This is a genomic window from Vibrio sp. 378 (assembly GCF_033339435.1).
On record NZ_JAWOUO010000006.1, the window covers coordinates 51,280 to 75,696 of the forward strand.

Genomic DNA, 24,417 nt, shown 5'->3' on the forward strand with positions numbered 1-24,417 from the left:
AGAGAGTATGAATTCTCCAATTGATAAACTAGAGAGAAAGCTCGGCTACCAGTTTCAAGATGCCGGGCTTATCAATTTGGCGCTGACGCACCGCAGCGCCAACAGTAAGCACAATGAACGTCTTGAGTTTCTGGGCGATTCAATTTTAAGTTTTGTCATCGCTGATGATCTGTACCATCGTTTCCCAAAAGTGAACGAAGGTGACATGAGCCGCATGCGTGCTACTTTGGTTCGCGGACATACATTGGCGGAACTGGGTCGTGAATTCGATCTAGGAGATTATTTAAAATTAGGTCCAGGTGAATTGAAGAGTGGCGGTTTTCGCCGAGACTCTATTTTAGCCGATGCGGTTGAAGCCATTATTGGCGCAATTTACCTAGACAGTGATCTTGAAGTTGTGCGAGGCATTGTACTGAGTTGGTATCAGTCACGCCTTGAAGCCATTAAACCAGGCGTTTCACAGAAAGATCCGAAAACTCGCCTACAAGAGTTCCTACAAGGCAGAAGAAAACCGCTGCCTGTCTACACAGTGACTAATATTAAAGGTGAAGCGCACAACCAAGAGTTCACGGTTGAGTGCGAAGTAGCAGGTGTGGATAAGCCTGTAATCGGTAAAGGCACCAGCCGCCGCAAGGCAGAACAAGCGGCTGCTGAAACAGCACTTGAGCAATTAACAAATGGCTGATAACGAATTCGATATCGATGCGTTTTTCGCATCACAGGGTGAGCCAAGCTCGCCAGAAAACCAACACTGTGGCTTTATTGCTATTGTTGGTCGTCCAAACGTAGGTAAGTCGACACTTTTGAACAAGATTTTGGGTCAGAAGATTTCGATCACCTCTCGTAAGCCGCAAACGACACGCCACCGTATTATGGGTGTGGATACGGACGGCGATTACCAAGCGATTTACGTCGACACGCCTGGACTTCACATTGAAGAAAAGCGTGCGATCAACCGTTTGATGAACCGTGCAGCTAACTCGTCATTGAGTGATGTAAACCTTGTGTTCTTCTTAGTCGATGGTACGCATTGGACTAAAGACGATGAGATGGTGCTGACCAAACTTCAAAAATCGAACTTCCCAGTTGTGCTTTGTGTAAACAAGGTCGACAACGTACAAGATCGTAACGACGTGATGCTACACATGGCGGAGATGTCGAAGAAGATGGACTTCGTGGATGTTGTGCCAATCTCTGCCAAGCAAGGTAAGAACATTGACGTACTGCGTAAGCACGTGCGTAATCACTTACCTAAAGCAACGCATCACTTCCCAGAAGAATACGTGACTGACCGTTCTCAGCGTTTTATGGCGTCTGAGATTGTGCGTGAAAAGCTGATGCGCTTTACTGGTGAAGAGCTGCCATACTCAGTAACGGTTGAAATTGAACGTTTTGATTACAACCCCGAAACCGACGGTTTCCACATCAATGCCTTGATTCTTGTTGAGCGTAATGGTCAGAAGAAAATGGTGATTGGCAAAGGCGGCGAGAAGATTAAAACCATTGGTCGCGAAGCGCGTTTGGATATGGAAGAATTGTTCGGTCGTAAAGTTTACCTAGAAACCTGGGTAAAAGTGAAATCTGGCTGGGCAGACGACGAACGAGCGTTGCGTTCGTTGGGTTATATAGACGATTTATAATCTTGGCTGCGAAGGTGCTTCGCTCCAACATCGATGAAAAATCAGTATCGATTAAAATAAGGAGCCGCTCGGCTCCTTATTTTTTATTTCACACTTTTTAGGCACAATGACTTAGATGAGTAATCTGTCTTCCGAAGGTTTACAGCGCTGTTTTGTATTGCACCGACGCCCTTACAGTGAATCGAGCTTAATCCTTGATGTATTTAGTGAGGAATATGGCCGAATGACTTTAATGGCTAAAGGCGCGCGCAGTAAGCGTTCGAACTTAAAAGGCGCATTGCAACCTTTTACCCCGCTATTACTTAAATGGTCGGGGAAAGGCTCAATGAAAACTTTGCGTCAAGCCGAGCCGATAAGTCTAGGTTTGCCGTTAACGGGCATTAATCTCTACTCAGCCATGTACGTCAATGAACTGATTGGCCGTATTTTGATGGCTGAAGTGCCGATGCCAGCACTATTTCATGATTATTTGCATGCGTTAACCGAGTTGGCGCACAACGAGAACCCTGAGCCTGCACTGCGTCGTTTTGAGTTAGCCTTGCTGTCTGCGATGGGGTATGGCGTGGATTTTTTGCATTGTGCAGGTACCGGCGAGCCCGTCGATCCAGAAATGACCTATCGTTACCGGGAACAGAAAGGGTTTATTGCTTCGGTTAGGCGCGATAACCTCACGTTTTTAGGGAATGAACTGATTGCTATCAGTGAGCGGCGGTTCGTCACTAAAGAGCAGCTAAAAGCGGCAAAACGCTTTACACGTATAGCCTTAAAGCCGTATCTTGGCGGCAAACCTTTAAAAAGTCGTGAATTTTTCATTCAGACCCCCAGAGCACGGAGTAACGGAAAATGAGCTCAATTTATTTAGGCGTCAATATCGACCATATTGCCACTCTACGTAATGCACGTGGTACAAAATACCCGGATCCTGTTCACGCTGCTGAAATTGCAGAGCGTGCAGGCGCGGACGGTATCACTATCCACTTACGTGAAGACCGTCGCCATATTTTGGATCGTGATGTACGTATTCTGCGTGAAACCATTCAAACGCGTATGAATCTAGAGATGGCAGTGACGGACGAAATGGTTGAGATTGCGCTGCAAACTAAACCAGAGTTTGTGTGTCTAGTGCCTGAAAAGCGTGAAGAACTGACGACGGAAGGTGGCTTAGATGTTGTAGGGCAGCTTGAAAAAATTAAAGCTGCGACGAAAAAGCTGACAGATGCCGGCATTAAAGTTTCGCTCTTTATTGATGCTGACCGTCAACAGATTGAAGCTGCGAAAAAGTGTGGCGCTCCGTTTATTGAGCTACATACTGGCCACTATGCAGATGCGACGACAGAAGACGAACAGCAAGCTGAACTGAAGAAGATTGCTGCTGGTGCGAGTTATGCACATGACCTAGGTATTATTGTTAATGCCGGGCATGGCCTGACTTATCACAATGTCGCACCAATTGCTGCATTACCAGAAATTTACGAACTCAACATTGGTCACTCAATCATTGGTCGCGCAGTATTTGATGGTTTAAATAAAGCGGTTGCTGACATGAAAGCACTGATGATTGAGGCTCGCCAGTCATAGGGCTATCTAGATGGCGATTATAGGGTTAGGGACCGACATTGCAGAAATTGAGCGTATTGAAAAAGCGTTAGCTCGTAGTGGTGAACCTTTTGCTCAGCGGATTCTTTCAGAAGAAGAAATGACCAAATTCTCACAGCTTAAGCTGCAAGGTCGTTATCTTGCTAAGCGCTTTGCAGTTAAAGAAGCGGCCTCAAAAGCATTGGGAACAGGGATCGCAAAAGGGGTCACGTTTCACGACTTTTCCATCTCGAACGATGCGCTTGGAAAACCAGTGCTCGCATTGACGGGCACAGCCAAGCAAATAGCGGATGCGATGGGCGTTAACCACATTCACCTGTCCATTTCCGATGAGCGTCATTACGCTGTGGCGACGGTCATTTTTGAATCCTAGCTTGTAAGTCTTAAACAAAATACTAAAAAGCCAGAGCATTTGCTCTGGCTTTTGTTTCTCTTCAATAGATCACTGTTCAAGGTATAACTTTGCGGTTGTTGTTACTTTAATCATTTCATCTTGCAGCTCGAACATTTCAGGCTCAACTTCCTCAAGACTGATCCCTGAGCGCAGTGCTTGCTCAAGCGTCGCACAGAGTGACTTCAGTCTTGGAACGCCACAATATGAACTACTGCCGTGCAGCTTATGGATGACATGAATTAGGTCATCACGAGAGATATCTTCTTGCTCCAGAGCTTGGTCAACGACTGCTTCTACTTCAGGGATGAACTCAATCAACATGCGCAGCATGTCTTTAGCGAGATCCTCTTTATTCGCGCTCTGTTTTAAGGCAGCTTGCCAATCAATAATCACATCCTGCTGAGGCGAAGAAACGGATTGAGGTGCGCTTCCTTCAGGTTCATCAACGTATGAAGGGGCGACTTTGCCAATGCTCTCTGTACAAGCATTTGGGTTCCAGTGAGCCAAAACCTGTTGTAGCACATGCTCTTCAATAGGTTTGGTCAAGTAGTCATCCATACCTGCTGAGAGCAAGCGGTCTCGTTCCCCTGCCATGGCATGCGCCGTTACCGCAATCACTGGCGTGTCTTTATTTAGCTCCAACTCTTTAATGTGCTTACAAGCGGTCACCCCATCCATTTGTGGCATTTGGATATCCATGAAGATTAAATCGTACTTTTTCTCTGTCGCTAGGTTCACCGCTTGCTGGCCATTGCTACAGGCGGTGACGGTTTCTACTCGTTCGCGGAGCAGTGCAGAGATCAGCTTCAAGTTTGCAGGGTTGTCATCCACTGCTAGTACAGTCAGAGGTAAACGGTCCCCTTCGCTTGGCGTAATTGGAGCGCTTAATACCGGTGGCGATTCTACATGTTCGCTAATCAGGCTTTGTAGCAACTTACGGCGAGACAATGGCTTCGTCAGGCACTGGACATGATGCTCAGTCATTATTTGGTCCGCAAGCGCTAATTCGGTACTCGGTGTCCCTAGGAGAACACTCGGAGCCATGCGTTTCGCTTGTTCTATCCAAGGTGTAATAACTTCCGCATCGTGAGTCTGGTTGGCCGCTAAATTCAACAATACATAATCATATTGTTCTTCGTTGTTTGGTAGCGCAGAGCGGTAGGTTACTAAAATACCCTCCTGACTTAGAATCTGTTGGGTTACGGATGCGGCTTGCATGTTTGGTTCAATCAGCAGTAACTGCTTCCCAGTCAGAAGTTCCACTTCAATCAGTTCGCTCATTGGCATCTCGGTTGAGTGCAAGCGCACCGTAAACCAGAAGGTTGAACCTTGGTGTAGACGGCTGGTTAAACTGATTTCGCCGCCCATCTGGCTCACCAGTTTCTGAGTGATAACCAGACCAAGGCCAGTACCGCCGTAACGACGTGAAATACTTGCATCTGCTTGGCTAAAGGCTTGGAACAACTGCGCTTGCTGACGCTCAGAGATACCAATACCGGTATCACGCACCATGAATTGCAGTTCGACGGAGTCTCCTGATTGAGAGCGCATTTCTACGCTAACATCAATGTTGCCTCGCTCGGTAAACTTGATTGAGTTACCGACTAAGTTCGTCAAAATTTGCTGGATACGTAGTGGATCCCCAACTAAACCTGGTGGAATTTTAGGGTCCACTTTTAGGGTGATTTCTAACCCTTTTTCGTGCGCGCTGGTGGCTTGTAGGTTAATTACCTCTTCTAAACTTTCTCGGAAATCAAAAGGAATGTTTTCCAGCGCCAGTTTACCCGCTTCAAGTTTCGAAAAGTCAAGAATGTCATTGATGATATTCAGCAAGTTGTTCGCCGATTTCTCAATCGTCTGTAGGTAATCCGTTTGGCTGTTAGAAAGCTGCGTTTTAAGCATTTGACGAGTAAAGCCAATCACCCCATTGAGCGGAGTACGCAGCTCGTGCGACATGTTCGCCAAGAACTCTGACTTAACCCTAGCCGCTTCTTGCGCGCGTTTCTTCGCGATATCCAGCTCAACGTTCTGAATTTCTAGCTGCTCAAGCGTTTCACGTAAGTCGGACGTGGCTTGGTCTATACTGTGCTGCATCTCCACGTGATATTCTGATAACGATACCGCCATGGCGTTGATGCCATTTTTTAGCTGGTCTAACTCACCGTGCATTTTGCCTTCGATACGCACATCAAGATGACCGCGGCGAATACGGTCAACAACGTTCTTCATGTGGGTGATAGGTTGGGTCACATCGTGCATTAGACGTGAAGCAAACACACTTGCTAAGCCAAGACCGAGAACCAGAACTAAAAAAGCAGAAAAGACTTCTTGATACTGTTGCAGCCTCAAGGAGGAGAGATCTAACTCGACGGCGATGTAACCAATCGCTTTTGTGCCTTGGCTTTCGTTCGACAACTCCGCTAAGTAGTGACCTTCTGACAAAATGGGGACACGCAATATCAGTGAGTTTTCGTAGATTTCCGAATTACCCAGTTGCGGGATCGGTTTATCTTTGGGAAACATCAAGGCTTCAAAATTAGGATGAAAGTTAGAGGTCACAAAGAGCTCATGATGTTCATCGAATACCGCGATACTACGAACCAGCTTGGAGTTTTTGCGGTGCGCGTAGCTTATCAAGCGACGTACCGCCTCTCGGCTTTCTGATAGTAGATGAGTTTCACTGGCAATCGCCAGCGGCTCAATAATGCTGTTACCAGTGGTGATAACTTGTTTCTCAAGGTCTTGGTAGCGGTTAAATGAGAAGAAACCGCTCAGTAATAAACCAATAATGAGAGTGGGAGCGAGAGTTAGTGTAATTACACGTGCTCGTAAGCCATATCTGGTCATGTTATCTAATTACATCGGAGTCTGGATATGGGAAAATAACGCATTATTTCTCAAGCGCACGATAAAGCCTTGAGCAAAGAAGTGACGTCACCGAATAAACGGTAAGCATAATCAAGTCACTCGAATCACACAACGGCTGCAATCAAGAATAGTGAAGCCGAAGAGCAATTACATATAAATCAGGCATAGAGCATGGCACGCATCTTTCAACCGAAAAAGAAAACCCAACTCAATACTCGGCATCAAGCAGTGCAAGTAGAGCGTTTAGATCACCACGGCGCAGGCATTGCTTACCTCAAAAAGAAGCCATTGTTTATTGATGGAGCACTGCCGGGTGAGGAGGTGGTCACTCAATTGGTGGAAGAAAAGAGCAAGTTCGCTCGCGGTAAGTTGATTAAAATCCTTAAGCCGAGTGAAGCTCGTGTGGAGCCATTTTGCCCACATTATCATGAGTGCGGTGGCTGTGATTTGCAGCATCTAGATTATGGCCAACAATTGACGTACAAACAGCAAACGTTGCGTCAGCTAATGCGAAAATTTTCAGGCAGTGACATTGAACTAGATGCCCCGTTATTGGGATATTCGCAGGCCTACCGTCGCCGTGCGAGAGTGAGCTTGTTTGTTGATAAAAAAACACGTCAGCTACATTTTGGTTTCCGTAAAAAGCAGAGTAAGCAAATTGCGCAAGTGACCGATTGCCCAGTGCTGGCACCGGAACTGAATGTTTTGCTGCCAGAGATTTACTCAGCCCTAAAAGCGTTCAAAAAGCCTGAACAATTGGGTCATGTAGAGCTGGTACTTGGTGATAATGGGCCGTGTATTACGCTGCGCCACTTGAGCGCTCTGACAACGAGTGAAACTCAATCTCTAACGGAGTTGGCAAAACGTCATGGCGCATCGTTGTACTTGATGCCATCGACAGAACAATTAGACCTTATCGAAGGCGATATGCCTTTTTATCAAGAAGTTGGAGTGAAAATCCCTTTTGCACCAAATAACTTTATTCAAGTAAACCAAGGTGTAAACCAACAAATGGTCAAGCAAGCGGTTGAGTGGTTAGACCCACAAAAGAGTGACCGAGTGTTAGATTTGTTCTGTGGTTTAGGCAACTTTAGTTTACCAGTTGCGAAATTAGCTAAGCACGTGGTTGGAGTAGAGGGTGTTGCAGAGATGGTAGAAAAAGCCACAAACAATGCATCTTTGAACCAAATCAATAACGCGCAATTTTATCACGCTAACCTTGAGCAAGATTTTGAAGGCCAAGCCTGGGCCGCAGAGCGGTTTGATAAAGTATTATTAGACCCGGCACGCGCGGGAGCGAGTGGGATCATCGATCAAGTTTCTGAGCTTGGCGCACAGCGTGTAGTTTATGTTTCTTGTAATCCTGCTACCCTTGCTAGGGATAGTCAAAGCTTGATAGAGCAAGGCTATAAATTAACTAAATTAGGTATGCTGGATATGTTCCCTCATACCAGTCATCTAGAATCGATGGCATTGTTTGAAAAGTCCTAACTTTAGGACTTTGACCCCTTATTTGTGGTGGGTGGTCATAAAGCCAGCGTGTACGCGCGGTAAAAAGAACTAACCTGGACGGTGTTAGTCAAACCACACGAATATAATAATTAGGATGATGAGATGGTTGCGGTAAGAAGCGCGCATTTAAACCAAGATGAACAGTTTGAACTCGAAAACTGGGTGGCTAGCCTAGGACAAGAGAAAAACACAGCCTCACGCTTAATCGAAGTATATCGAGATTGCCAGACAGTATTAGCTGATAACGAGCAAGCGGAACTGTTGTTGTGGCGTGGACGAGAAATGATCGAAATTTTGATCACCTTGTCTATGGACCAAGCCACTTTAGTGGCTGCTCAACTGTTTCCTTTGGTTTCAAGTGGTGCTTTTAACAGAGAAATTCTGGAAGAGAAATACAGCAAAGAAATCATAAAATTAATCGACGGCGTTGAAGAAATGGCTGCTATTGGCCAACTCAACGTCAACATGGAAGGCAGTGCAGCGTCATCTCAGGTAGATAACGTACGCCGCATGCTGCTTGCCATGGTGGATGACTTCCGCTGCGTAGTTATCAAGCTCGCGGAACGAATTTGTAACCTTATTGAAGTTAAAAAAGCGCCAGATGAAGTTCGACGTGCGGCGGCAAAAGAGTGTGCCAACATCTATGCGCCGCTAGCAAACCGATTAGGCATCGGTCAGCTGAAATGGGAAATTGAAGATTACGCTTTCCGCTACCAACAACCGGAAACTTACAAACAAATTGCCAAACAGCTTTCTGAGAGGCGCATCGTTCGTGAACAGTACATCAAAGACTTTGTTGAAGACCTCACGCACGAAATGGAAGTGTCGGGCATCAATGCCGAAGTGAGTGGTCGACCTAAGCACATCTACAGCATTTGGCGAAAAATGCAGAAAAAGAGTTTGGCCTTTGATGAGCTGTTTGATGTGCGAGCAGTGCGTATCATCGCAGACAAACTGCAAGATTGTTACGCGGCTTTAGGCGTAGTTCACACCAAATACAAGCATCTACCGAGCGAGTTTGATGACTACGTTGCTAACCCTAAACCAAACGGTTATCAATCGATCCATACAGTAATTCTAGGGCCAGAAGGCAAAACCATCGAGATCCAGATTCGTACCAAGCAAATGCATGAAGAGTCGGAACTGGGTGTTGCAGCGCACTGGAAATATAAAGAAGGGGCAAGCAGCCGAAGCGGTTATGATGAGAAGATCACGTGGCTGCGTAAGCTACTGGATTGGCAAGAAGAAATGTCTGACTCTGGCGAAATGCTCGATGAGTTACGTAGCCAAGTCTTTGATGACCGTGTTTATGCCTTTACACCACGTGGTGATGTTGTCGATTTGCCAATGGGGGCAACGCCGCTAGATTTTGCCTATCACATTCACTCCGAAGTGGGACACCGTTGTATCGGTGCCAAAGTCGGAGGTCGTATTGTGCCGTTCACGCATAAATTACATATGGGTGACCAAGTCGAGATTATCACTCAGAAAGAACCTAACCCATCACGTGACTGGTTAAACCCATCATTAGGCTTCGTTCATTCTGGTCGTGCGCGTGCCAAAATTAACGCCTGGTTCCGAAAACAAAGCCGTGAGAAGAACCTTGAAGCAGGTCGTGAAATCCTTGAGCATGAGTTAGCCAAAATTGGCGCAACGTTAAAAGATGCAGAGCATTACGCCCTCAAGCGGTTTAACGTCAAAACACCAGATGAATTGTATGTTGGTGTAGGTAGCGGTGATTTGCGCATCAACCAAATCATTAACCATATTAACGCGTTAGTTAACAAGCCAACGGCAGAGGAAGAAGACCAGCAAGCACTGGAAAAACTGCAAGAAGCTGAGCATAAATCACCCGCGCAAAGCCGACCGAAAAAAGACGCAGTTGTAGTAGAAGGCGTCGATAACCTAATGACACATCTAGCACGTTGCTGTCAGCCAATTCCAGGTGACGATATCTCTGGTTACATAACGCAAGGTCGTGGGATTTCAGTACACCGTAGTGACTGTGAACAGCTAGAAGAACTGCGCCATCATGCGCCAGAGCGCATCATCGATACAGTCTGGGGCAGCGGCTTTGTGGGGTCATACATCCTCACCGTGCGTGTTGAAGCGATGGAGCGAGGTGGTCTACTCAAAGACATTACGACACTGTTCGCCAACGAAAAGATCAAAGTGACCAGTATGAAGAACCGAGTCGACTACAGACGTCAACTTGCCATCATGGACTTTGACCTAGAAGTCACCAATATTGAGGTGCTTTCGCGGGTTTCGAAGCGTGTGGAACAGATCAAGGATGTCATGACGGTGAAACGCCTCGGCTAAAACTCTCGTCATAGTTATCGTTGTAGCGTTGTTGACTGCACGCACTCCGGAGTGCCGGCCCAGGCTCATCACATGGTGAACCATGCTCAGGAGTCTCGTTTGTTTGTCGCCTAGCTACAACTTCAACTATTTACAGAGTTACACTTGCGTCATATTTGGCTTTTTATCTGCGTTAGCTGCACTTATTCCGACGTGCCGGCTCAGGGGCATCACATAGTAGGCTATGCTCAGGAGTCGCGAAAACTTGTTGCCTTGTCAAAGTAACAATTACTTAGTGAAAGCTGCTGAGAAAATATAATGTAGAAGGTGAGTGGTTTTGGCTGCTCACCTTTTTCTTTAATAGAAAGGTTTAAAGGAACAAAAAATGAGTCATCCAATTGAACAGTTAGAACAAATCATGGCGAAGCTGCGTGACCCCGAAAACGGTTGCCCTTGGGACTTAAAACAAACCTTTGACACCATCGTTCCGCATACAATAGAAGAAACCTACGAGGTGGTGGACGCGATTCAAAATCGAGATTGGCTCAATCTAAAAGAAGAGCTAGGGGATTTGTTGTTTCAGGTGATTTTTTACAGTCAGCTAGCGAAAGAGCAAGAGCTGTTCGACTTTTCGGATGTCGTCGAAACCGTGAACGAAAAACTGACTCGTCGCCACCCGCATGTTTTTTCAGATGTTGAGTTTGAATCTGACGAGGAAATTAACGCGAACTGGGAAGCGGAAAAAGCAAAAGAAAAAGCCCTAGTAGGCAAAGCGGAAGAAAGTATCCTAGACTCAATACCAAACTCTTTACCGGCACTTTCTCGTGCTACAAAAATTCAGAAAAAATGTGCAAAATTTGGGTTTGATTGGGATTCACTTGGCCCGGTTGTCGATAAAGTACGAGAAGAAATTGACGAAGTCATGGAAGAGGCACTGCAAGTTCAGCCCGATGAAGAGAAAGTTGAGTTGGAGCTCGGTGATTTGCTATTTGCGACTGTCAATTTGGCTCGCCACCTTAATAAAAACCCAGAAGTCGCACTAGGAAAAGCAAACGTAAAGTTTGCGCGACGTTTTAAACAAGTTGAAGGCAAGGTCCAGCAGTCAGGCAAAGTACTTACAGATTGTTCTTTATCAGAACTTGACCATTTTTGGGATGAAGTAAAACAAGAAGAATCGAGGCAGAGGTAAACTGGCAGAATACATAATATAAGGTCAGCTTGTTTGGTTACACGAAAACGGACTTTGGTTTGTCTTTGCTCACTTTGATTTGAAGCAAAAAATAAAAAATTACGGTGTGATAGATTTCACGTTGTGGCGGTAAGGAGCTTCTGGTATATTTATCTCCCGTCCAGAAGCACTCCATTTCCCTCATTCAACCAATTTCAGGTTAAACATGACGACAAATTACATTTTTGTTACTGGCGGGGTTGTATCCTCTCTAGGTAAAGGTATTGCAGCAGCATCTCTTGCGGCTATTCTAGAAGCTCGTGGTCTTAAAGTGACTATGATGAAGCTTGACCCTTACATCAACGTTGACCCGGGCACAATGAGCCCTACTCAGCACGGTGAAGTGTTCGTTACAGAAGATGGCGCAGAGACTGACCTTGACCTTGGTCACTACGAGCGTTTCATCCGTACCAAGATGACCAAGCGTAACAACTTCACTGCAGGTCGTGTTTATGCCGACGTACTTCGTAAAGAACGTCGTGGTGACTACCTAGGCGCAACTATTCAAGTTATCCCTCATATCACTAACGCAATCAAAGATCGCGTTATTGCAGGTTCTGAAGGCCATGATGTGGCTATCGTTGAAGTTGGCGGTACTGTTGGTGATATCGAATCACTACCATTTATGGAAGCGATTCGTCAGCTAGCTGTTGAGCTAGGCCGTGAGCGCGCAATGTTCATGCACCTAACACTTGTTCCTTACCTAGCGGCAGCGGGCGAAGTGAAAACTAAGCCGACGCAACACTCTGTAAAAGAACTTCTATCTATCGGTATTCAGCCAGACATCCTAGTTTGCCGTAGCGATCGCGTTATTCCTGCGAATGAGCGTAAAAAAATCGCACTGTTCTGTAATGTTCCAGAAAAAGCAGTAATTTCAATGAAGGATGTAGACTCTATCTACAAGATCCCTCAGTTGATTAAATCTCAAGGGCTAGATGACCTTGTGTGTGCTCGCTTTGGTATTACTGCTCCTGAAGCAGACCTTTCTGAATGGGAACAGGTTATCTACGAAGAAGCAAATCCTACTGGTGAAGTAACCATCGGTATGGTTGGTAAATACATTGAATTACCAGATGCATACAAATCTGTGAACGAAGCGCTTAAACACGCTGGCTTGAAAAACCGTCTAAGCGTCACAATTAAGTATGTAGACTCACAAGATATCGAAACAAAAGGCGTTGAACTTCTAGAAGGTTTGGACGCGATCCTAGTACCAGGTGGCTTCGGCGATCGTGGTATTGAAGGCAAGATCCGTGCGGCTCAATATGCACGTGAAAATAACGTGCCTTACCTAGGTATTTGTTTGGGTATGCAAGTTGCACTAATCGAATACGCGCGTAACGTTGCGGGTATGGAAGGTGCACATTCAACAGAATTTAACAAAGAGACTAAGTACCCTGTGGTAGGTTTGATCACAGAGTGGGTAGACGAATCAGGTAGCGTAGAAGAGCGTACTGAAAAGTCTGACCTAGGCGGTACGATGCGTCTTGGTTCACAGCTGTGTCACCTAGAGAAAGGGACTAAAGCTCGTGAACTGTACGGTAGCGCGACGATCCATGAACGTCACCGTCACCGTTACGAAGTGAATAACGTGCTTCGTCCGCAAATCGAAAAAGCAGGCCTAAAAGTATCAGGTCTATCTGCGGACAAGAAGTTAGTGGAAATGATTGAGAACCCAGCTCACCCATGGTTTGTAGCGGCTCAGTTCCACCCAGAATTCACCTCGACTCCTCGCGATGGACATCCATTGTTTGCAGGTTTTGTTAAGGCTGCGGGCCAAAACGCACGCGGCGAATTTGAGAAGTAAAAGGATACGGGCGGCGGCGAAGGTTGTGCTGCTGCCCTTTAAGATTGACATTTATATTTGAAACGAGAGGAAACATTAATGTCTAAGATCGTTAAAGTTCTAGGTCGTGAAATCATCGACTCACGTGGTAACCCAACTGTAGAAGCTGAAGTACACCTAGAAGGCGGTTTCGTAGGTATGGCGGCAGCTCCATCTGGCGCATCTACTGGTTCTCGCGAAGCTCTTGAGCTACGTGACGGTGACAAAGCACGTTTCCTAGGTAAAGGTGTTCTTAAAGCAGTTGAAGCTGTAAACGGCCCAATCGCTGAAGCTCTAGTTGGCAAAGACGCTAAAGACCAAGCTGCAATCGACGCAGTAATGATCGAACTAGACGGCACTGAAAACAAATCTAAATTCGGTGCTAACGCTATCCTAGCTGTTTCTCTAGCAAACGCTAAAGCTGCTGCTGCTGCGAAAGGCATGCCTCTATACGAGCACATCGCTGAGCTAAACGGCACTGCAGGTCAGTTCTCTATGCCTCTACCAATGATGAACATCATCAACGGTGGCGAGCACGCAGACAACAACGTTGACATCCAAGAGTTCATGATCCAACCAGTTGGCGCTAAGACTCTTAAAGAAGGTCTACGTATCGGTGCAGAAGTATTCCACAACCTAGCTAAAGTTCTTAAGTCTAAAGGCTACAGCACTGCAGTTGGTGATGAAGGTGGTTTCGCTCCTAACCTTAAATCTAACGCTGAAGCTCTAGAAGTTATCGCAGAAGCTGTTGCAGCTGCTGGTTACGAACTAGGTAAAGACGTTACTCTAGCTATGGACTGTGCTGCATCTGAGTTCTTCGACAAAGAAGCTGGCATCTACAACATGAAAGGCGAAGGTAAAACTTTCACTTCTGAAGAGTTCAACCACTACCTAGCTGAGCTAGCTAACCAATTCCCAATCGTTTCTATCGAAGACGGTCTAGACGAGTCTGACTGGGATGGCTTCAAGCACCAAACTGAACTACTAGGTGACAAGCTTCAACTAGTAGGTGACGATCTATTCGTTACTAACACTAAGATCCTTGCTGAAGGTATCGAGAAAGGCGTAGCTAACTCTATCCTTATCAAGTTCAACCAAATCGGTTCTCTAACTGAGACTCTAGCTGCAATCAAGATGGCTAAAGACGCAGGTTACACAGCAGTAATCTCTCACCGTTCTGGCGAAACTGAAGATGCAACTATCGCTGACCTAGCGGTAGGTACAGCTGCAGGTCAAATCAAAACTGGTTCTATGAGCCGTTCTGACCGTGTTGCTAAGTACAACCAGCTAATCCGTATCGAGGAAGCTCTAGGTGAGCGCGCTCCTTTCAACGGTCTTAAAGAAGTTAAAGGTCAAGCTTAATTCTTCACTGAATTAGCTGCTTAACTTAAAGCTTTTAAAACACCCTGCTTTGGCGGGGTGTTTTTTTATATAACGGAAGCGCTAAGTCCATATTTCAAGTAAGCGATCTTAAAGAAGTTAAAGGTCAAGCTTAATTCTTAACTGAATTAACGGCTTAACTTAAAACTTTAAAAACACCCAGCTTTGGCGGGGTGTTTTTGTATCTGACATATGAGAACAGGCTTTGCTTTTTGATGTCTTTCGCTTACGTTCATTTGTGATTCCATAGAACGAGGAGAGAGTAGAGAAGTCTCTTTGTTTCATTTTGCTGCTTATTTCTTGTAAGGAGCGTGTGAGTCTCTCTTTCTCCCCTAGAGGCAACCTCGCATTTATGCTATATATGTCACCTTATCTAATTCCTTCCGGTACAGAATGTTAGCAGTGATATGCGAATCTTTGTTATAGCCCTTACGCTACTGTTTGGCTTGCTTCAATACACTCTATGGTTTGGTAAAAACGGAGTGTCTGACTACTACACAGTAAAAGATGAAATTGAAGTTCAGCAACAAGTGAACAGCAAGCTACAAGCTCGCAACAATGAAATGTTCGCTGAGATTGATGACTTAAGGCAAGGTCTTGATGCGATTGAAGAACGTGCGCGTCATGAGCTCGGTTTAGTTAAAGATGGCGAGACTTTTTACCGCATTATAGGTGAGGAAAACCATTAAAATGTTGGATATGAACTCATCGCATATCGCAATTGTGCCTGCTGCTGGTGTGGGTAGCAGAATGAAGGCAGATCGCCCTAAGCAATATTTATTGATCGAAGGTAAAGCGGTACTGGAACATACCGTAGAGAAACTGCTTTCTCACCCAAATATTTCTAAGGTTGTCGTTGCCGTTACTGACGGCGACCCATATTACCCAGAATTGTCCGTTGCTAAGCACCCAGATGTGATTCGTGTAGCTGGTGGTAAAGAAAGAGCAGACTCTGTGTTATCAGGGCTAAACTATGTCAATGAGCATCTGGAAAGCGAGTGGGTATTAGTTCACGACGCTGCAAGGCCATGTGTATTAACATCCGACATTGACCGTTTGATTGATGTTTGCTGCGCCCACTCAACGGGTGGCATTCTCGCATCTCCTGTGAGAGATACAATGAAGCGAGCAAACGCAGTGCAAGATATCGATCATACGGTAGATAGAGAAGCATTGTGGCATGCACTGACTCCACAAATGTTTAAAACTCAGCAGCTTACTCAAGCACTGGCTGACGCATTAGAACAGGGTGTAACTATTACTGATGAAGCCTCGGCTTTGGAGTGGTTAGGCGAGAAGCCAGCCTTAGTTCAAGGGAATGCGAGCAATATAAAAATCACTCAGCCAGAAGACCTTGCGTTAGCCGAGTTTTATCTAAGCCGTGAGCGCGGCGAATAAAGAAAGGATAGAAAATGATTCGAATTGGTCATGGTTTCGATGTACATAAATTTGGTGGTGAAGGCCCTGTCATTATTGGTGGTGTAGCAATCCCTTATGAGCAAGGTTTGATTGCACACTCAGACGGCGATGTAGCGTTGCATGCGTTAACGGATGCTCTGCTGGGCGCGATTGCTGCCGGCGATATTGGTCGTCATTTCCCAGATACGGATGATAAATGGAAAGGCGCAAACAGTCGTGAATTACTGAAAGACGTTTACCGTCGAGTTAAAGAGCAAGGCTACCGTCTTGGCAATGCTGATGTAACCATCATGGCACAAGCGCCTAAAATGGCACCACACATTGACGCAATGTGTGCGGCGATAGCCGAAGACCTAGAAACCGACATTAGTAACATTAACGTAAAAGCGACGACGACAGAACGTCTCGGTTTTACTGGACGCAAAGAAGGCATTGCAACGGAAGCCGTTGTACTTCTGTTTAAGCAATAACTAGCAATTTGCTCCCCTAAGCTGTGATATCAGCGGAAACACATCATGTCAGACATTTTATCTTCATTGGCTTACCTAACGGGTAAGCCAGTTGCATCGGCAAAAATTAAAGCGCAGCCAGAGCATTTTCAGGTTCGCGAAGATTTAGGTTTTGCCTTTACGGGCGAAGGCGAGCACCTAATGGTTCGTATCCGTAAAACGGGCGAGAACACCAGCTTCGTTGCTAACGAGTTAGCGAAAGCCTGTGGTGTTAAGTCGAAAGACGTTAGCTGGGCGGGTCTTAAAGACCGTCATGCGGTGACGGAACAGTGGTTAAGTGTCCATTTACCGAAAGGTGAAACGCCAGGTTTTTCAGCGTTTTTGGCTCAATACCCAAGTATCGAAATCCTTGCAACAGATCGTCACAATAAAAAACTGCGTCCTGGTGACCTAGTAGGGAACGAGTTCGTGGTTACTTTGTCTGAAGTGACAGATATAGCGGATGTAGAGCAACGTCTTGAAAAAGTGAAACAAGTTGGCGTGCCAAACTACTTTGGTAGTCAGCGTTTTGGTAACGATGGCAACAACCTTGAAGAAGCACGTCGATGGGGACGCGAAAACGTTCGTACCCGCAATCAAAACAAGCGCAGTATGTATTTATCAGCGGCTCGTTCGTGGATTTTCAACCGTATCGTTTCAGCTCGTCTAGAGAATGGTGTGTTTGATAAGTTCATTGATGGTGACATTGCGCAGACGAATTCTGGCACTCAGTTGATTGATGCAAACAACATTGCTGCTCTGCAAGTGCAATTTGCGCAAGGTGAAGCGGCAATTACCGCTGCGCTTGCTGGCGATAATGCACTGCCTACTCAAGCCGAGGCTCTGGCATTAGAGCAACCGTTTTTAGACGAAGAGCCTGACCTCATGGCGCTGATTCGTGGTAATCGCATGCGCCACGACCGTCGCGATATTGCGCTAAAGCCAAAAGATTTAGCTTGGACGGTTGAAGGTAACAACATTACGCTGACTTTCTCACTGGATGCGGGATCTTTTGCGACCTCTATTGTTCGTGAGTTAGTTAATGAGGTTGAAGTAGAAAGAGAATACTAATGGAACAGGATTCACGAAACCCGAAGCCCTTAAGAGTCTTAATCAGCAATGATGATGGTGTTCATGCTCAAGGGATTCATGCCCTCGCTGATGAGTTGAGAGATATCGCTGAAGTGACCATTGTCGCACCTGATCGAAATCGTTCAGGTGCTTCGAATTCACTCACATTAGAACAACCATTACGCGTGACTGAAATTGCCCCAAATATCTACTCAGTGCAAGGCACGCCCACGGATTGTGTGCATTTCGCGCTGAATGAGCTAATGAAAGATGATTTGCCTGATCTTGTTCTGTCAGGAATCAACCATGGCGCTAATTTGGGTGATGATGTTCTTTATTCTGGAACAGTAGCAGCAGCCATGGAAGGTCATTTCCTTGGCGTTCAGTCGGTGGCTTTTTCTCTAGTGGGTAAGCGACATTTCGAATCCGCCGCTAAAATTGCACGTCAAATTGTACAACAGCATTTAGCGTCGCCGATTCCAACGAATCGTCTACTGAACGTAAACGTGCCGGACTTACCATCAGAGAATTTAGGTGAAATTGAAGTTACTCGTTTAGGTGCACGTCATCACGCAGAGAATATGATCAAGCAGAAAGATCCGAGAGGCCATGACATTTATTGGTTAGGGCCACCAGGAAAGGAGCAAGATGCAGGAGAGGGCACGGACTTTTATGCAATTGAGCATGGCCGAGTTTCAATGACGCCTCTGCAAGTTGATCTCACCGCTCACGAGTCGCTGCGTGCTATGGATAGTTGGTTAAAGGAAGAGAAGTAATGAGTAACCCACATGCTGACAGGTTGATAGCGTTTCTTATCTCCAGTGGCATCAAAGACCAAAGAGTTCTGGATGCTATCCAACGCTTGCCACGAGAAAGCTTTGTTTCTCAAGCGATGATGCACCAAGCCTATGATAACAATGCGTTACCAATTGGTCAGGGACAAACTATTTCTCAGCCTTATATCGTTGCGCGTATGACCGAGTTGCTTGAGCTAGAGCCGGCGAGTCGTGTTCTGGAAATCGGAACGGGATCGGGTTATCAAACCGCGGTACTGGCGCAAATTGTTGATCATGTATACTCCGTTGAGCGAATTAAATCGTTGCAATGGGAAGCAAAGCGTCGCCTGAAGCAATTGGATATTTACAATGTTTCAACTAAGCATGCTGATGGGTGGCAGGGCTGGGAAGCGAGAGGTCCTTTCGATGCTATTATTGTTACCGCTGCCGCTGAAGTGATTCCCCAAGCTCTTCTCTCACAATTAAGAGATGGCGGCAAAATGGTCATTCCTGTTGGAGATACGGAACAACAGTTATTAAAAATAGAGCGTAAGGGAGACGAATATCTCTCTACCGTTGTAGAAATGGTTCGGTTCGTACCTCTGGTTGCGGGTGATTTAGCTTAAGGGTTAGGGATAGGTGAATAAGTTACTACGTCATATTGGTATTAGCTTTGTGTTTGCTGCAGGACTAGTTGGTTGTGCAGCGCATTCCCCTGCACCTGTCTCTAGCCTAAAAAAAGACTATTCAAGCCTTGAAAGAGGGAGTTACAGAGGGAGTTATTATGAGGTAAAAAAAGGCGATACACTTTACTTCATAGCTTATGTCACAGATAAAGATGTAAATGATCTTGTTCGTTACAATGAGTTAACTCAGCCTTACACTATCTACCCAGGACAGAGGCTAAAACTTTGGGCTCCGAAATATGTCGCCCCTAAATATGGTCAAAAAGTTGAACCCGTTGTGGCTCCTGTTGTTACGACACCCCCAGCTCCAGTGACGAAAACATCAACAGCCTCTAAACCTAAACCTTCGAGTAAAAACTCTAGTCAAAAACCTACAGAGACTAAGCCTAAAGTCGTACAAAAACAGCCTCCAAAGAAGGTTGAACAATCGAAAACAAAGGAGTATGTTGGTTCAAAAGATAACCAAAAAGTGAAGCAAAAAGCGCCAACTACCACAGCAAAGAGTGATAAAGTCTCAAAGTGGTTGTGGCCAACAAAAGGGAGAGTAATCAAGAACTTTTCGGCGGGAGAACAGGGAAATAAAGGTATCGACATCGCAGGACAGCGTGGTCAACCTATCGTTTCAACCGCAGCCGGCACAGTCGTTTATTCAGGCAATGCGCTACGAGGTTATGGCAACTTAATTATAGTAAAGCATAACGACAATTATTTAAGCGCATACGCACATAATGACAAACTGCTGGTCACAGAAGGACAAAGCGTAAAAAGCGGACAAAAAATCGCCACCATGGGTAGTTCAGGTGCAAAGTCGGTCAAACTACACTTTGAAATTCGCTATCAAGGTAAATCAGTGAATCCAAAACGCTATTTGCCTTAAAACTTTGAAAAACAACTTGCGACATCATTTAGCGACATATTGAGTTGTCATGTCTTGCTAACTCGCCAGGGGGAGGCGTTATGAGTATCAGCAACACAGTAACCAAAGTTGAAGAGTTTGCATTTGACAATGCGTCAGTGAAGACCATTGATAACGAACTCGAAAGATCATCATCCACAGAAAGCAAAGCGACTGCGCGTGAAGAATTTGACGCGAGCAGTAAAAGCTTAGATGCAACTCAGTTGTATTTGGGCGAAATTGGCTTCTCACCTTTACTTACTGCCGAAGAAGAAGTGCTTTACGCAAGACGCGCCCTACGTGGCGACGAAGCGGCACGCAAACGTATGATCGAAAGTAACCTACGTTTGGTTGTTAAGATTTCTCGTCGATACAGTAACCGTGGTCTAGCACTACTCGATCTGATTGAAGAAGGTAACCTCGGCTTGATCCGAGCGGTCGAAAAATTCGACCCAGAACGTGGTTTCCGTTTCTCTACTTACGCAACATGGTGGATCCGACAAACGATAGAGCGAGCGTTGATGAACCAAACTCGCACGATCCGTCTACCTATCCACGTAGTGAAAGAGCTGAACATTTATCTGCGTACTGCGCGTGAACTTTCTCAAAAGCTCGATCACGAACCGACCGCAGAAGAAATTGCTGCTCAATTAGATATTCCAGTCGAAGACGTAAGCAAAATGTTACGCCTTAATGAGCGTATTAGCTCTGTCGACACGCCAATCGGTGGTGACGGTGAGAAAGCGCTGCTGGATATTATTCCTGATGCAAACAACTCTGATCCAGAAGTTTCGACTCAAGATGACGACATCAAATCATCGTTGATTCATTGGTTAGAAGAGTTGAATCCGAAACAGAAAGAAGTGCTTGCACGTCGCTTCGGCCTACTAGGCTACGAGCCTTCGACGCTGGAAGAAGTTGGTCGAGAGATTGGTCTGACACGTGAGCGAGTACGTCAAATACAAGTGGAAGGTTTACGTCGTCTTCGTGAAGTCCTAATCAAACAAGGTTTGAATATGGAAAACTTATTTAACGTAGAAGACGATTAAATAATCCGTATTTCACTAGATACGCAAAAGGCTATGGTTCCCCATAGCCTTTTTTCTTTTTTGCTCGTTGGTGTGAGTCTGTTTACAGCATCTTCTTCAAGCGATACAGCTCTTCAAGAGCTTGGCGTGGCGTTAAGTCGTCAGGATCAATACCTGACAGAGCTTGTTCGACCTCGCTAGGCTCTGGAATCAGGCTCAACTGGTTAGCCACATCTACTGCACTTGGACGCGGTGTGTCACTGTTTTGCCCCAGTTGCTCTAGCTGAGATAGCTTGTTACGCGCATTTTTGATGACCGTTTTTGGTACGCCAGCTAAGCCCGCAACAGCCAAGCCGTAAGACTTACTTGCCGCACCTTCTTGAACTGCGTGCATAAAGGCAATGCTGTCTCCATGCTCTACGGCATCCAAGTGAACGTTCGCTAAGTTTGGCAGTTGGTTCGGTAACTCTGTTAATTCGAAGTAGTGAGTTGCAAATAGGGTCATCGCACCAATTTGTGTTGCGAGCCATTCCGCACTTGCCCAAGCTAAAGACAGACCGTCGTAAGTACTAGTACCGCGTCCGATTTCATCCATTAGCACCAAACTGTTCTTAGTTGCGTTGTGAAGAATATTGGCTGTTTCGGTCATTTCTACCATGAAGGTCGAGCGGCCAGATGCAAGATCATCTGATGCACCAATACGAGTAAATATACGATCTAAAGAACCAATCTGTGCGGATTCTGCCGGTACATAAGAGCCGATATGTGCCATCAATGCAATCAGCGCAGTTTGACGCATGTAGGTTGATTTACCACCCATGTTTGGACCGGTGATGATCAACATCTTACGGGCTGGGTTAAGCTCAATTGGGTTCGCGATGAACGGCTCTGTTGTTACTTGTTCTACGACTGGATGACGGCCAGCTTGAATGTGAATTCCTGCGTCTTTCACAAGCGTTGGGCGGCAGTAATCTAACGAATCTGCACGCTCTGCTAGGTTTTGTAATACATCTAGCTGAGACAGAGCAGAAGCTAGGTTTTGCAGCTTCTCAAGGTTTGGCATCAATAGATCAAACAGTTCTTCCCACAACTGTTTCTCAAGTGCTAACGCTTTAGACTTCGAGTTAAGTACTTTGTCTTCGTGTTCCTTAAGCTCTGGGATGATGTAGCGTTCAGCGTTTTTGAGTGTTTGGCGACGTACATAATGCGGTGGAACCAAATGGCTCTGGCCACGGCTTACTTGGATAAAGAAGCCATGAACGTTGTTATAGCCTACTTTAAGCGTATCGATACCGTGTCGTTCACGCTCATCTCGCTCAAGCTGCTCAAGATATTCTGTTGCACCATCTGCCAATTTTCGCCATTCATCGAGCTCCGCATTGTAGCCTTCAGCGATGACGCCACCATCACGAATAACAACCGGCGGATTTTCTTTAATCGCGCGCTCTAACAGGTCACATACTTCGTCAATCGGAGCTGCATACTTCGCCAATTTCGTTAGGTACGGATGGGTCAAAGAAGCGGTGACAGATTCTAGCTCTGGTAGCTGTTGCATTGCATTGCGAAGTCTAGCCATATCGCGAGGGCGAGCAGAGCGTAATGCAAGGCGCGCTAAGATACGTTCAATATCACCAATTTGCTTTAACGTTGGTTGAAGATCGGCAAACAGAGCTTGTTCTTTAATCTCACCAATCGCATCAAGACGATTGTTTAACGTTTCAATGCAACGCATAGGCTGATGCAACCAACGCTTCAGCATTCGGCTGCCCATCGGAGTAGCACAATGGTCGAGTACTGCAGCGAGCGTGTTATCGGTTCCGCCTGCTAGATTTTGAGTAATTTCCAGATTACGTCGGGTAGCAGCATCAAGGATGACGGATTGATCCTGATGATCAAACGTTAAAGAGCGAATATGAGGTAAAGCCGTACGTTGAGTATCTTTTACGTACTGGATCAAACAACCAGCAGCACATAACCCTAAGGACGCATGTTCTACACCAAAACCAACCAGATCTTTTGTGCCAAATTGTTGATTGAGTTGTTGCTTAGCCGTATCAAGCTCAAATTCCCAGACTGGGCGACGACGGTTACCATTGCGGCTCGCCATTAAATGTACAGGTTCAAAATCTTCTGGGAACAGTAGCTCACGTGGTGCAGTGCGTTGAAGCTCGGCTGTCATCGCTTCTTCAGTTTCTGGTTCTGTCAGTTGGAAGCGACCAGAGGTGACATCCAGCGTCGCATAACCGAACTTACCGTTGTGATGGTAAATTGCTGCGATTAAGTTATCGACACGCTCAGAAAGCAGCGCTTCATCCGTCACAGTACCTGGTGTCACGATACGCACAACTTTACGTTCTACCGGGCCCTTGCTGGTGGCCGGATCGCCAATCTGTTCACAGATCGCCACAGACTCACCAAGCTGAACAAGTTTTGCCAGGTAGCCCTCTACGGCGTGAAATGGCACACCCGCCATTGGGATAGGTTCACCTGCAGACGCACCACGTTTGGTCAATGAAATATCAAGAAGCTGAGAAGCTCGCTTGGCATCATCGTAAAAGAGTTCGTAGAAATCGCCCATGCGGTAGAACAGCAAAATCTCTGGGTTCTCAGCCTTTAGCTTGAGGTATTGCTGCATCATCGGAGTGTGTTTTTGTTCAGCTTTCACAGGTAAGTTCTTTTGTTTATTTCCGTAGCGGCTTAGGATACGTGAATCCCTATCAAGTAAAAAGAGACAAAGGGCATTTTGGCTATGGAAAAAACAACAAAATTGAGTGCCGATTTAGGCGCATTATTGGCTAAACACGGGCATGTTTTAACAACCGCAGAATCATGCACAGGTGGTGGTGTTGCAACCGCCATTACTGACATTGCTGGTAGTTCAGCGTGGCTTGACCGTGCGTTCGTCACCTACAGTAATGAAGCGAAAATGGAGATGCTTGGTGTGCAAGCTTCAACGTTAGAAGCGCATGGTGCAGTGAGTGAGCCAGTTGTGATTGAAATGGTACAGGGTGCAATTAAAAACTCAAATGCCACCATCGGTGTGTCCATCAGTGGTATTGCAGGGCCGGGTGGTGGCAGTGAAGAGAAACCAGTCGGCATGGTCTGCTTTGCTTTTGCTGATAACCAAAGTTGGCAGCAAGTCGAAACCATGCATTTCTCTGGTGACCGTGCAGAAGTTCGCAAAAAAGCGGTCGAGCACGCGCTGACTCAATTGTATCAACATCTGCTCTAGAATTTCTTAACTTGTTTTAGCCCAGCATTGATAAGGGCTAGAGCAAATCATGACTTTAGGTCAGCCAAATTTTTTTCA

General features: G+C 45.9%; 21 protein-coding genes. 19 read left to right on the plus strand and 2 right to left on the minus strand.

Annotation, left to right across the window (positions count from 1 at the left end):
- Positions 1–7: 7 nt before the first annotated feature.
- From rnc to acpS, 5 genes are all read left to right on the plus strand, one after another.
- A complete protein-coding gene (gene rnc / locus R7Q48_RS12680) occupies positions 8–685 on the plus strand; it encodes a ribonuclease III (protein ID WP_005380932.1) in 678 nt (225 codons plus the stop codon).
- Complete coding sequence (era, locus tag R7Q48_RS12685; RefSeq protein ID WP_005380931.1) at positions 678–1,640, plus strand: GTPase Era; 963 nt, start codon at positions 678–680, stop codon at positions 1,638–1,640. Before rnc ends, era begins: the two co-directional genes overlap by 8 nt.
- A gap of 115 nt (positions 1,641–1,755) precedes the next feature.
- Positions 1,756–2,487: a DNA repair protein RecO gene (gene recO, locus R7Q48_RS12690; RefSeq protein ID WP_005384578.1), complete on the plus strand. Its 732-nt coding sequence runs from the start codon at positions 1,756–1,758 to the stop codon at positions 2,485–2,487.
- Positions 2,484–3,218, plus strand: coding sequence for a pyridoxine 5'-phosphate synthase (gene pdxJ / locus R7Q48_RS12695; protein WP_005384579.1), 735 nt, complete (start codon positions 2,484–2,486; stop codon positions 3,216–3,218). The genes recO and pdxJ overlap by 4 nt, the downstream gene beginning before the upstream one ends.
- A 10-nt stretch (positions 3,219–3,228) precedes the next feature.
- On the plus strand, positions 3,229–3,609 hold the full coding sequence (acpS, locus tag R7Q48_RS12700; RefSeq protein WP_213877713.1) for a holo-ACP synthase: 381 nt from the start codon (positions 3,229–3,231) through the stop codon (positions 3,607–3,609).
- 69 nt (positions 3,610–3,678) lie between these two features.
- On the opposite strand, the gene barA is transcribed toward acpS, so the two are convergent.
- Positions 3,679–6,477, minus strand: coding sequence for a two-component sensor histidine kinase BarA (barA, locus tag R7Q48_RS12705; RefSeq protein WP_213877715.1), 2,799 nt, complete (start codon positions 6,475–6,477; stop codon positions 3,679–3,681).
- A 192-nt stretch (positions 6,478–6,669) separates the two neighbouring features.
- Here barA and rlmD point away from each other — a divergent pair, with 192 nt between their 5' ends.
- From rlmD to rpoS, 13 genes are all read left to right on the plus strand, one after another.
- Positions 6,670–7,989, plus strand: a complete 1,320-nt coding sequence (gene rlmD, locus R7Q48_RS12710; protein ID WP_318132320.1) for a 23S rRNA (uracil(1939)-C(5))-methyltransferase RlmD — start codon at positions 6,670–6,672, stop codon at positions 7,987–7,989.
- A gap of 123 nt (positions 7,990–8,112) precedes the next feature.
- Positions 8,113–10,332 carry a GTP diphosphokinase gene (gene relA, locus R7Q48_RS12715; protein WP_005380915.1) on the plus strand — a complete coding sequence of 740 codons (2,220 nt, stop codon included), beginning with the start codon at positions 8,113–8,115 and terminating at the stop codon, positions 10,330–10,332.
- Between the two features lie 364 nt (positions 10,333–10,696).
- The gene (mazG, locus tag R7Q48_RS12720) at positions 10,697–11,500 is read left to right on the plus strand and encodes a nucleoside triphosphate pyrophosphohydrolase (RefSeq protein ID WP_256903001.1); all 804 of its coding nucleotides are present in this window, start codon (positions 10,697–10,699) and stop codon (positions 11,498–11,500) included.
- 205 nt (positions 11,501–11,705) lie between these two features.
- On the plus strand, positions 11,706–13,346 hold the full coding sequence (locus R7Q48_RS12725) for a CTP synthase (protein ID WP_021034029.1): 1,641 nt from the start codon (positions 11,706–11,708) through the stop codon (positions 13,344–13,346).
- A gap of 78 nt (positions 13,347–13,424) precedes the next feature.
- The gene (gene eno, locus R7Q48_RS12730) at positions 13,425–14,726 is read left to right on the plus strand and encodes a phosphopyruvate hydratase (protein WP_005383785.1); all 1,302 of its coding nucleotides are present in this window, start codon (positions 13,425–13,427) and stop codon (positions 14,724–14,726) included.
- 425 nt (positions 14,727–15,151) lie between these two features.
- Complete coding sequence (ftsB, locus tag R7Q48_RS12735) at positions 15,152–15,433, plus strand: cell division protein FtsB (RefSeq protein WP_005380907.1); 282 nt, start codon at positions 15,152–15,154, stop codon at positions 15,431–15,433.
- A 1-nt stretch (position 15,434) separates the two neighbouring features.
- Positions 15,435–16,142: a 2-C-methyl-D-erythritol 4-phosphate cytidylyltransferase gene (ispD, locus tag R7Q48_RS12740; protein WP_256903002.1), complete on the plus strand. Its 708-nt coding sequence runs from the start codon at positions 15,435–15,437 to the stop codon at positions 16,140–16,142.
- Between the two features lie 14 nt (positions 16,143–16,156).
- Complete coding sequence (gene ispF / locus R7Q48_RS12745) at positions 16,157–16,633, plus strand: 2-C-methyl-D-erythritol 2,4-cyclodiphosphate synthase (protein WP_005380896.1); 477 nt, start codon at positions 16,157–16,159, stop codon at positions 16,631–16,633.
- 45 nt (positions 16,634–16,678) lie between these two features.
- The gene (gene truD, locus R7Q48_RS12750; RefSeq protein ID WP_256903003.1) at positions 16,679–17,722 is read left to right on the plus strand and encodes a tRNA pseudouridine(13) synthase TruD; all 1,044 of its coding nucleotides are present in this window, start codon (positions 16,679–16,681) and stop codon (positions 17,720–17,722) included.
- Positions 17,722–18,498 (plus strand): 5'/3'-nucleotidase SurE, encoded by a 777-nt coding sequence (gene surE, locus R7Q48_RS12755; protein WP_005380894.1) that lies wholly within the window; start codon positions 17,722–17,724, stop codon positions 18,496–18,498. Before truD ends, surE begins: the two co-directional genes overlap by 1 nt.
- A complete protein-coding gene (locus tag R7Q48_RS12760; RefSeq protein ID WP_005380892.1) occupies positions 18,498–19,124 on the plus strand; it encodes a protein-L-isoaspartate(D-aspartate) O-methyltransferase in 627 nt (208 codons plus the stop codon). Before surE ends, R7Q48_RS12760 begins: the two co-directional genes overlap by 1 nt.
- Before the next feature lie 13 nt (positions 19,125–19,137).
- Positions 19,138–20,061, plus strand: coding sequence for a peptidoglycan DD-metalloendopeptidase family protein (locus R7Q48_RS12765; protein ID WP_017633546.1), 924 nt, complete (start codon positions 19,138–19,140; stop codon positions 20,059–20,061).
- Between the two features lie 80 nt (positions 20,062–20,141).
- Positions 20,142–21,128, plus strand: coding sequence for an RNA polymerase sigma factor RpoS (gene rpoS / locus R7Q48_RS12770; protein WP_005380887.1), 987 nt, complete (start codon positions 20,142–20,144; stop codon positions 21,126–21,128).
- A gap of 82 nt (positions 21,129–21,210) precedes the next feature.
- Here rpoS and mutS read toward each other — a convergent pair whose 3' ends face one another.
- On the minus strand, positions 21,211–23,772 hold the full coding sequence (gene mutS / locus R7Q48_RS12775) for a DNA mismatch repair protein MutS (RefSeq protein ID WP_033907432.1): 2,562 nt from the start codon (positions 23,770–23,772) through the stop codon (positions 21,211–21,213).
- An 84-nt stretch (positions 23,773–23,856) separates the two neighbouring features.
- Between mutS and pncC the strand changes: the two genes are divergently transcribed.
- Positions 23,857–24,339 carry a nicotinamide-nucleotide amidase gene (gene pncC, locus R7Q48_RS12780; RefSeq protein WP_005383794.1) on the plus strand — a complete coding sequence of 161 codons (483 nt, stop codon included), beginning with the start codon at positions 23,857–23,859 and terminating at the stop codon, positions 24,337–24,339.
- Positions 24,340–24,417: the final 78 nt, after the last annotated feature.

Coding starts and splice junctions, on each gene's coding strand:
- R7Q48_RS12760 (WP_005380892.1), top strand. CDS start 18,498: ATGAGTAACCCACATGCTGACAGGTTGATAGCGTTTCTTATCTCCAGT.
- recO (WP_005384578.1), top strand. CDS start 1,756: ATGAGTAATCTGTCTTCCGAAGGTTTACAGCGCTGTTTTGTATTGCAC.
- rpoS (WP_005380887.1), top strand. CDS start 20,142: ATGAGTATCAGCAACACAGTAACCAAAGTTGAAGAGTTTGCATTTGAC.
- ispD (WP_256903002.1), top strand. CDS start 15,435: ATGTTGGATATGAACTCATCGCATATCGCAATTGTGCCTGCTGCTGGT.
- rnc (WP_005380932.1), top strand. CDS start 8: ATGAATTCTCCAATTGATAAACTAGAGAGAAAGCTCGGCTACCAGTTT.
- ftsB (WP_005380907.1), top strand. CDS start 15,152: ATGCGAATCTTTGTTATAGCCCTTACGCTACTGTTTGGCTTGCTTCAA.
- relA (WP_005380915.1), top strand. CDS start 8,113: ATGGTTGCGGTAAGAAGCGCGCATTTAAACCAAGATGAACAGTTTGAA.
- rlmD (WP_318132320.1), top strand. CDS start 6,670: ATGGCACGCATCTTTCAACCGAAAAAGAAAACCCAACTCAATACTCGG.
- barA (WP_213877715.1), bottom strand. CDS start 6,477: ATGACCAGATATGGCTTACGAGCACGTGTAATTACACTAACTCTCGCT.
- pdxJ (WP_005384579.1), top strand. CDS start 2,484: ATGAGCTCAATTTATTTAGGCGTCAATATCGACCATATTGCCACTCTA.
- ispF (WP_005380896.1), top strand. CDS start 16,157: ATGATTCGAATTGGTCATGGTTTCGATGTACATAAATTTGGTGGTGAA.
- eno (WP_005383785.1), top strand. CDS start 13,425: ATGTCTAAGATCGTTAAAGTTCTAGGTCGTGAAATCATCGACTCACGT.
- R7Q48_RS12725 (WP_021034029.1), top strand. CDS start 11,706: ATGACGACAAATTACATTTTTGTTACTGGCGGGGTTGTATCCTCTCTA.
- surE (WP_005380894.1), top strand. CDS start 17,722: ATGGAACAGGATTCACGAAACCCGAAGCCCTTAAGAGTCTTAATCAGC.
- acpS (WP_213877713.1), top strand. CDS start 3,229: ATGGCGATTATAGGGTTAGGGACCGACATTGCAGAAATTGAGCGTATT.
- era (WP_005380931.1), top strand. CDS start 678: ATGGCTGATAACGAATTCGATATCGATGCGTTTTTCGCATCACAGGGT.
- mazG (WP_256903001.1), top strand. CDS start 10,697: ATGAGTCATCCAATTGAACAGTTAGAACAAATCATGGCGAAGCTGCGT.
- truD (WP_256903003.1), top strand. CDS start 16,679: ATGTCAGACATTTTATCTTCATTGGCTTACCTAACGGGTAAGCCAGTT.
- pncC (WP_005383794.1), top strand. CDS start 23,857: ATGGAAAAAACAACAAAATTGAGTGCCGATTTAGGCGCATTATTGGCT.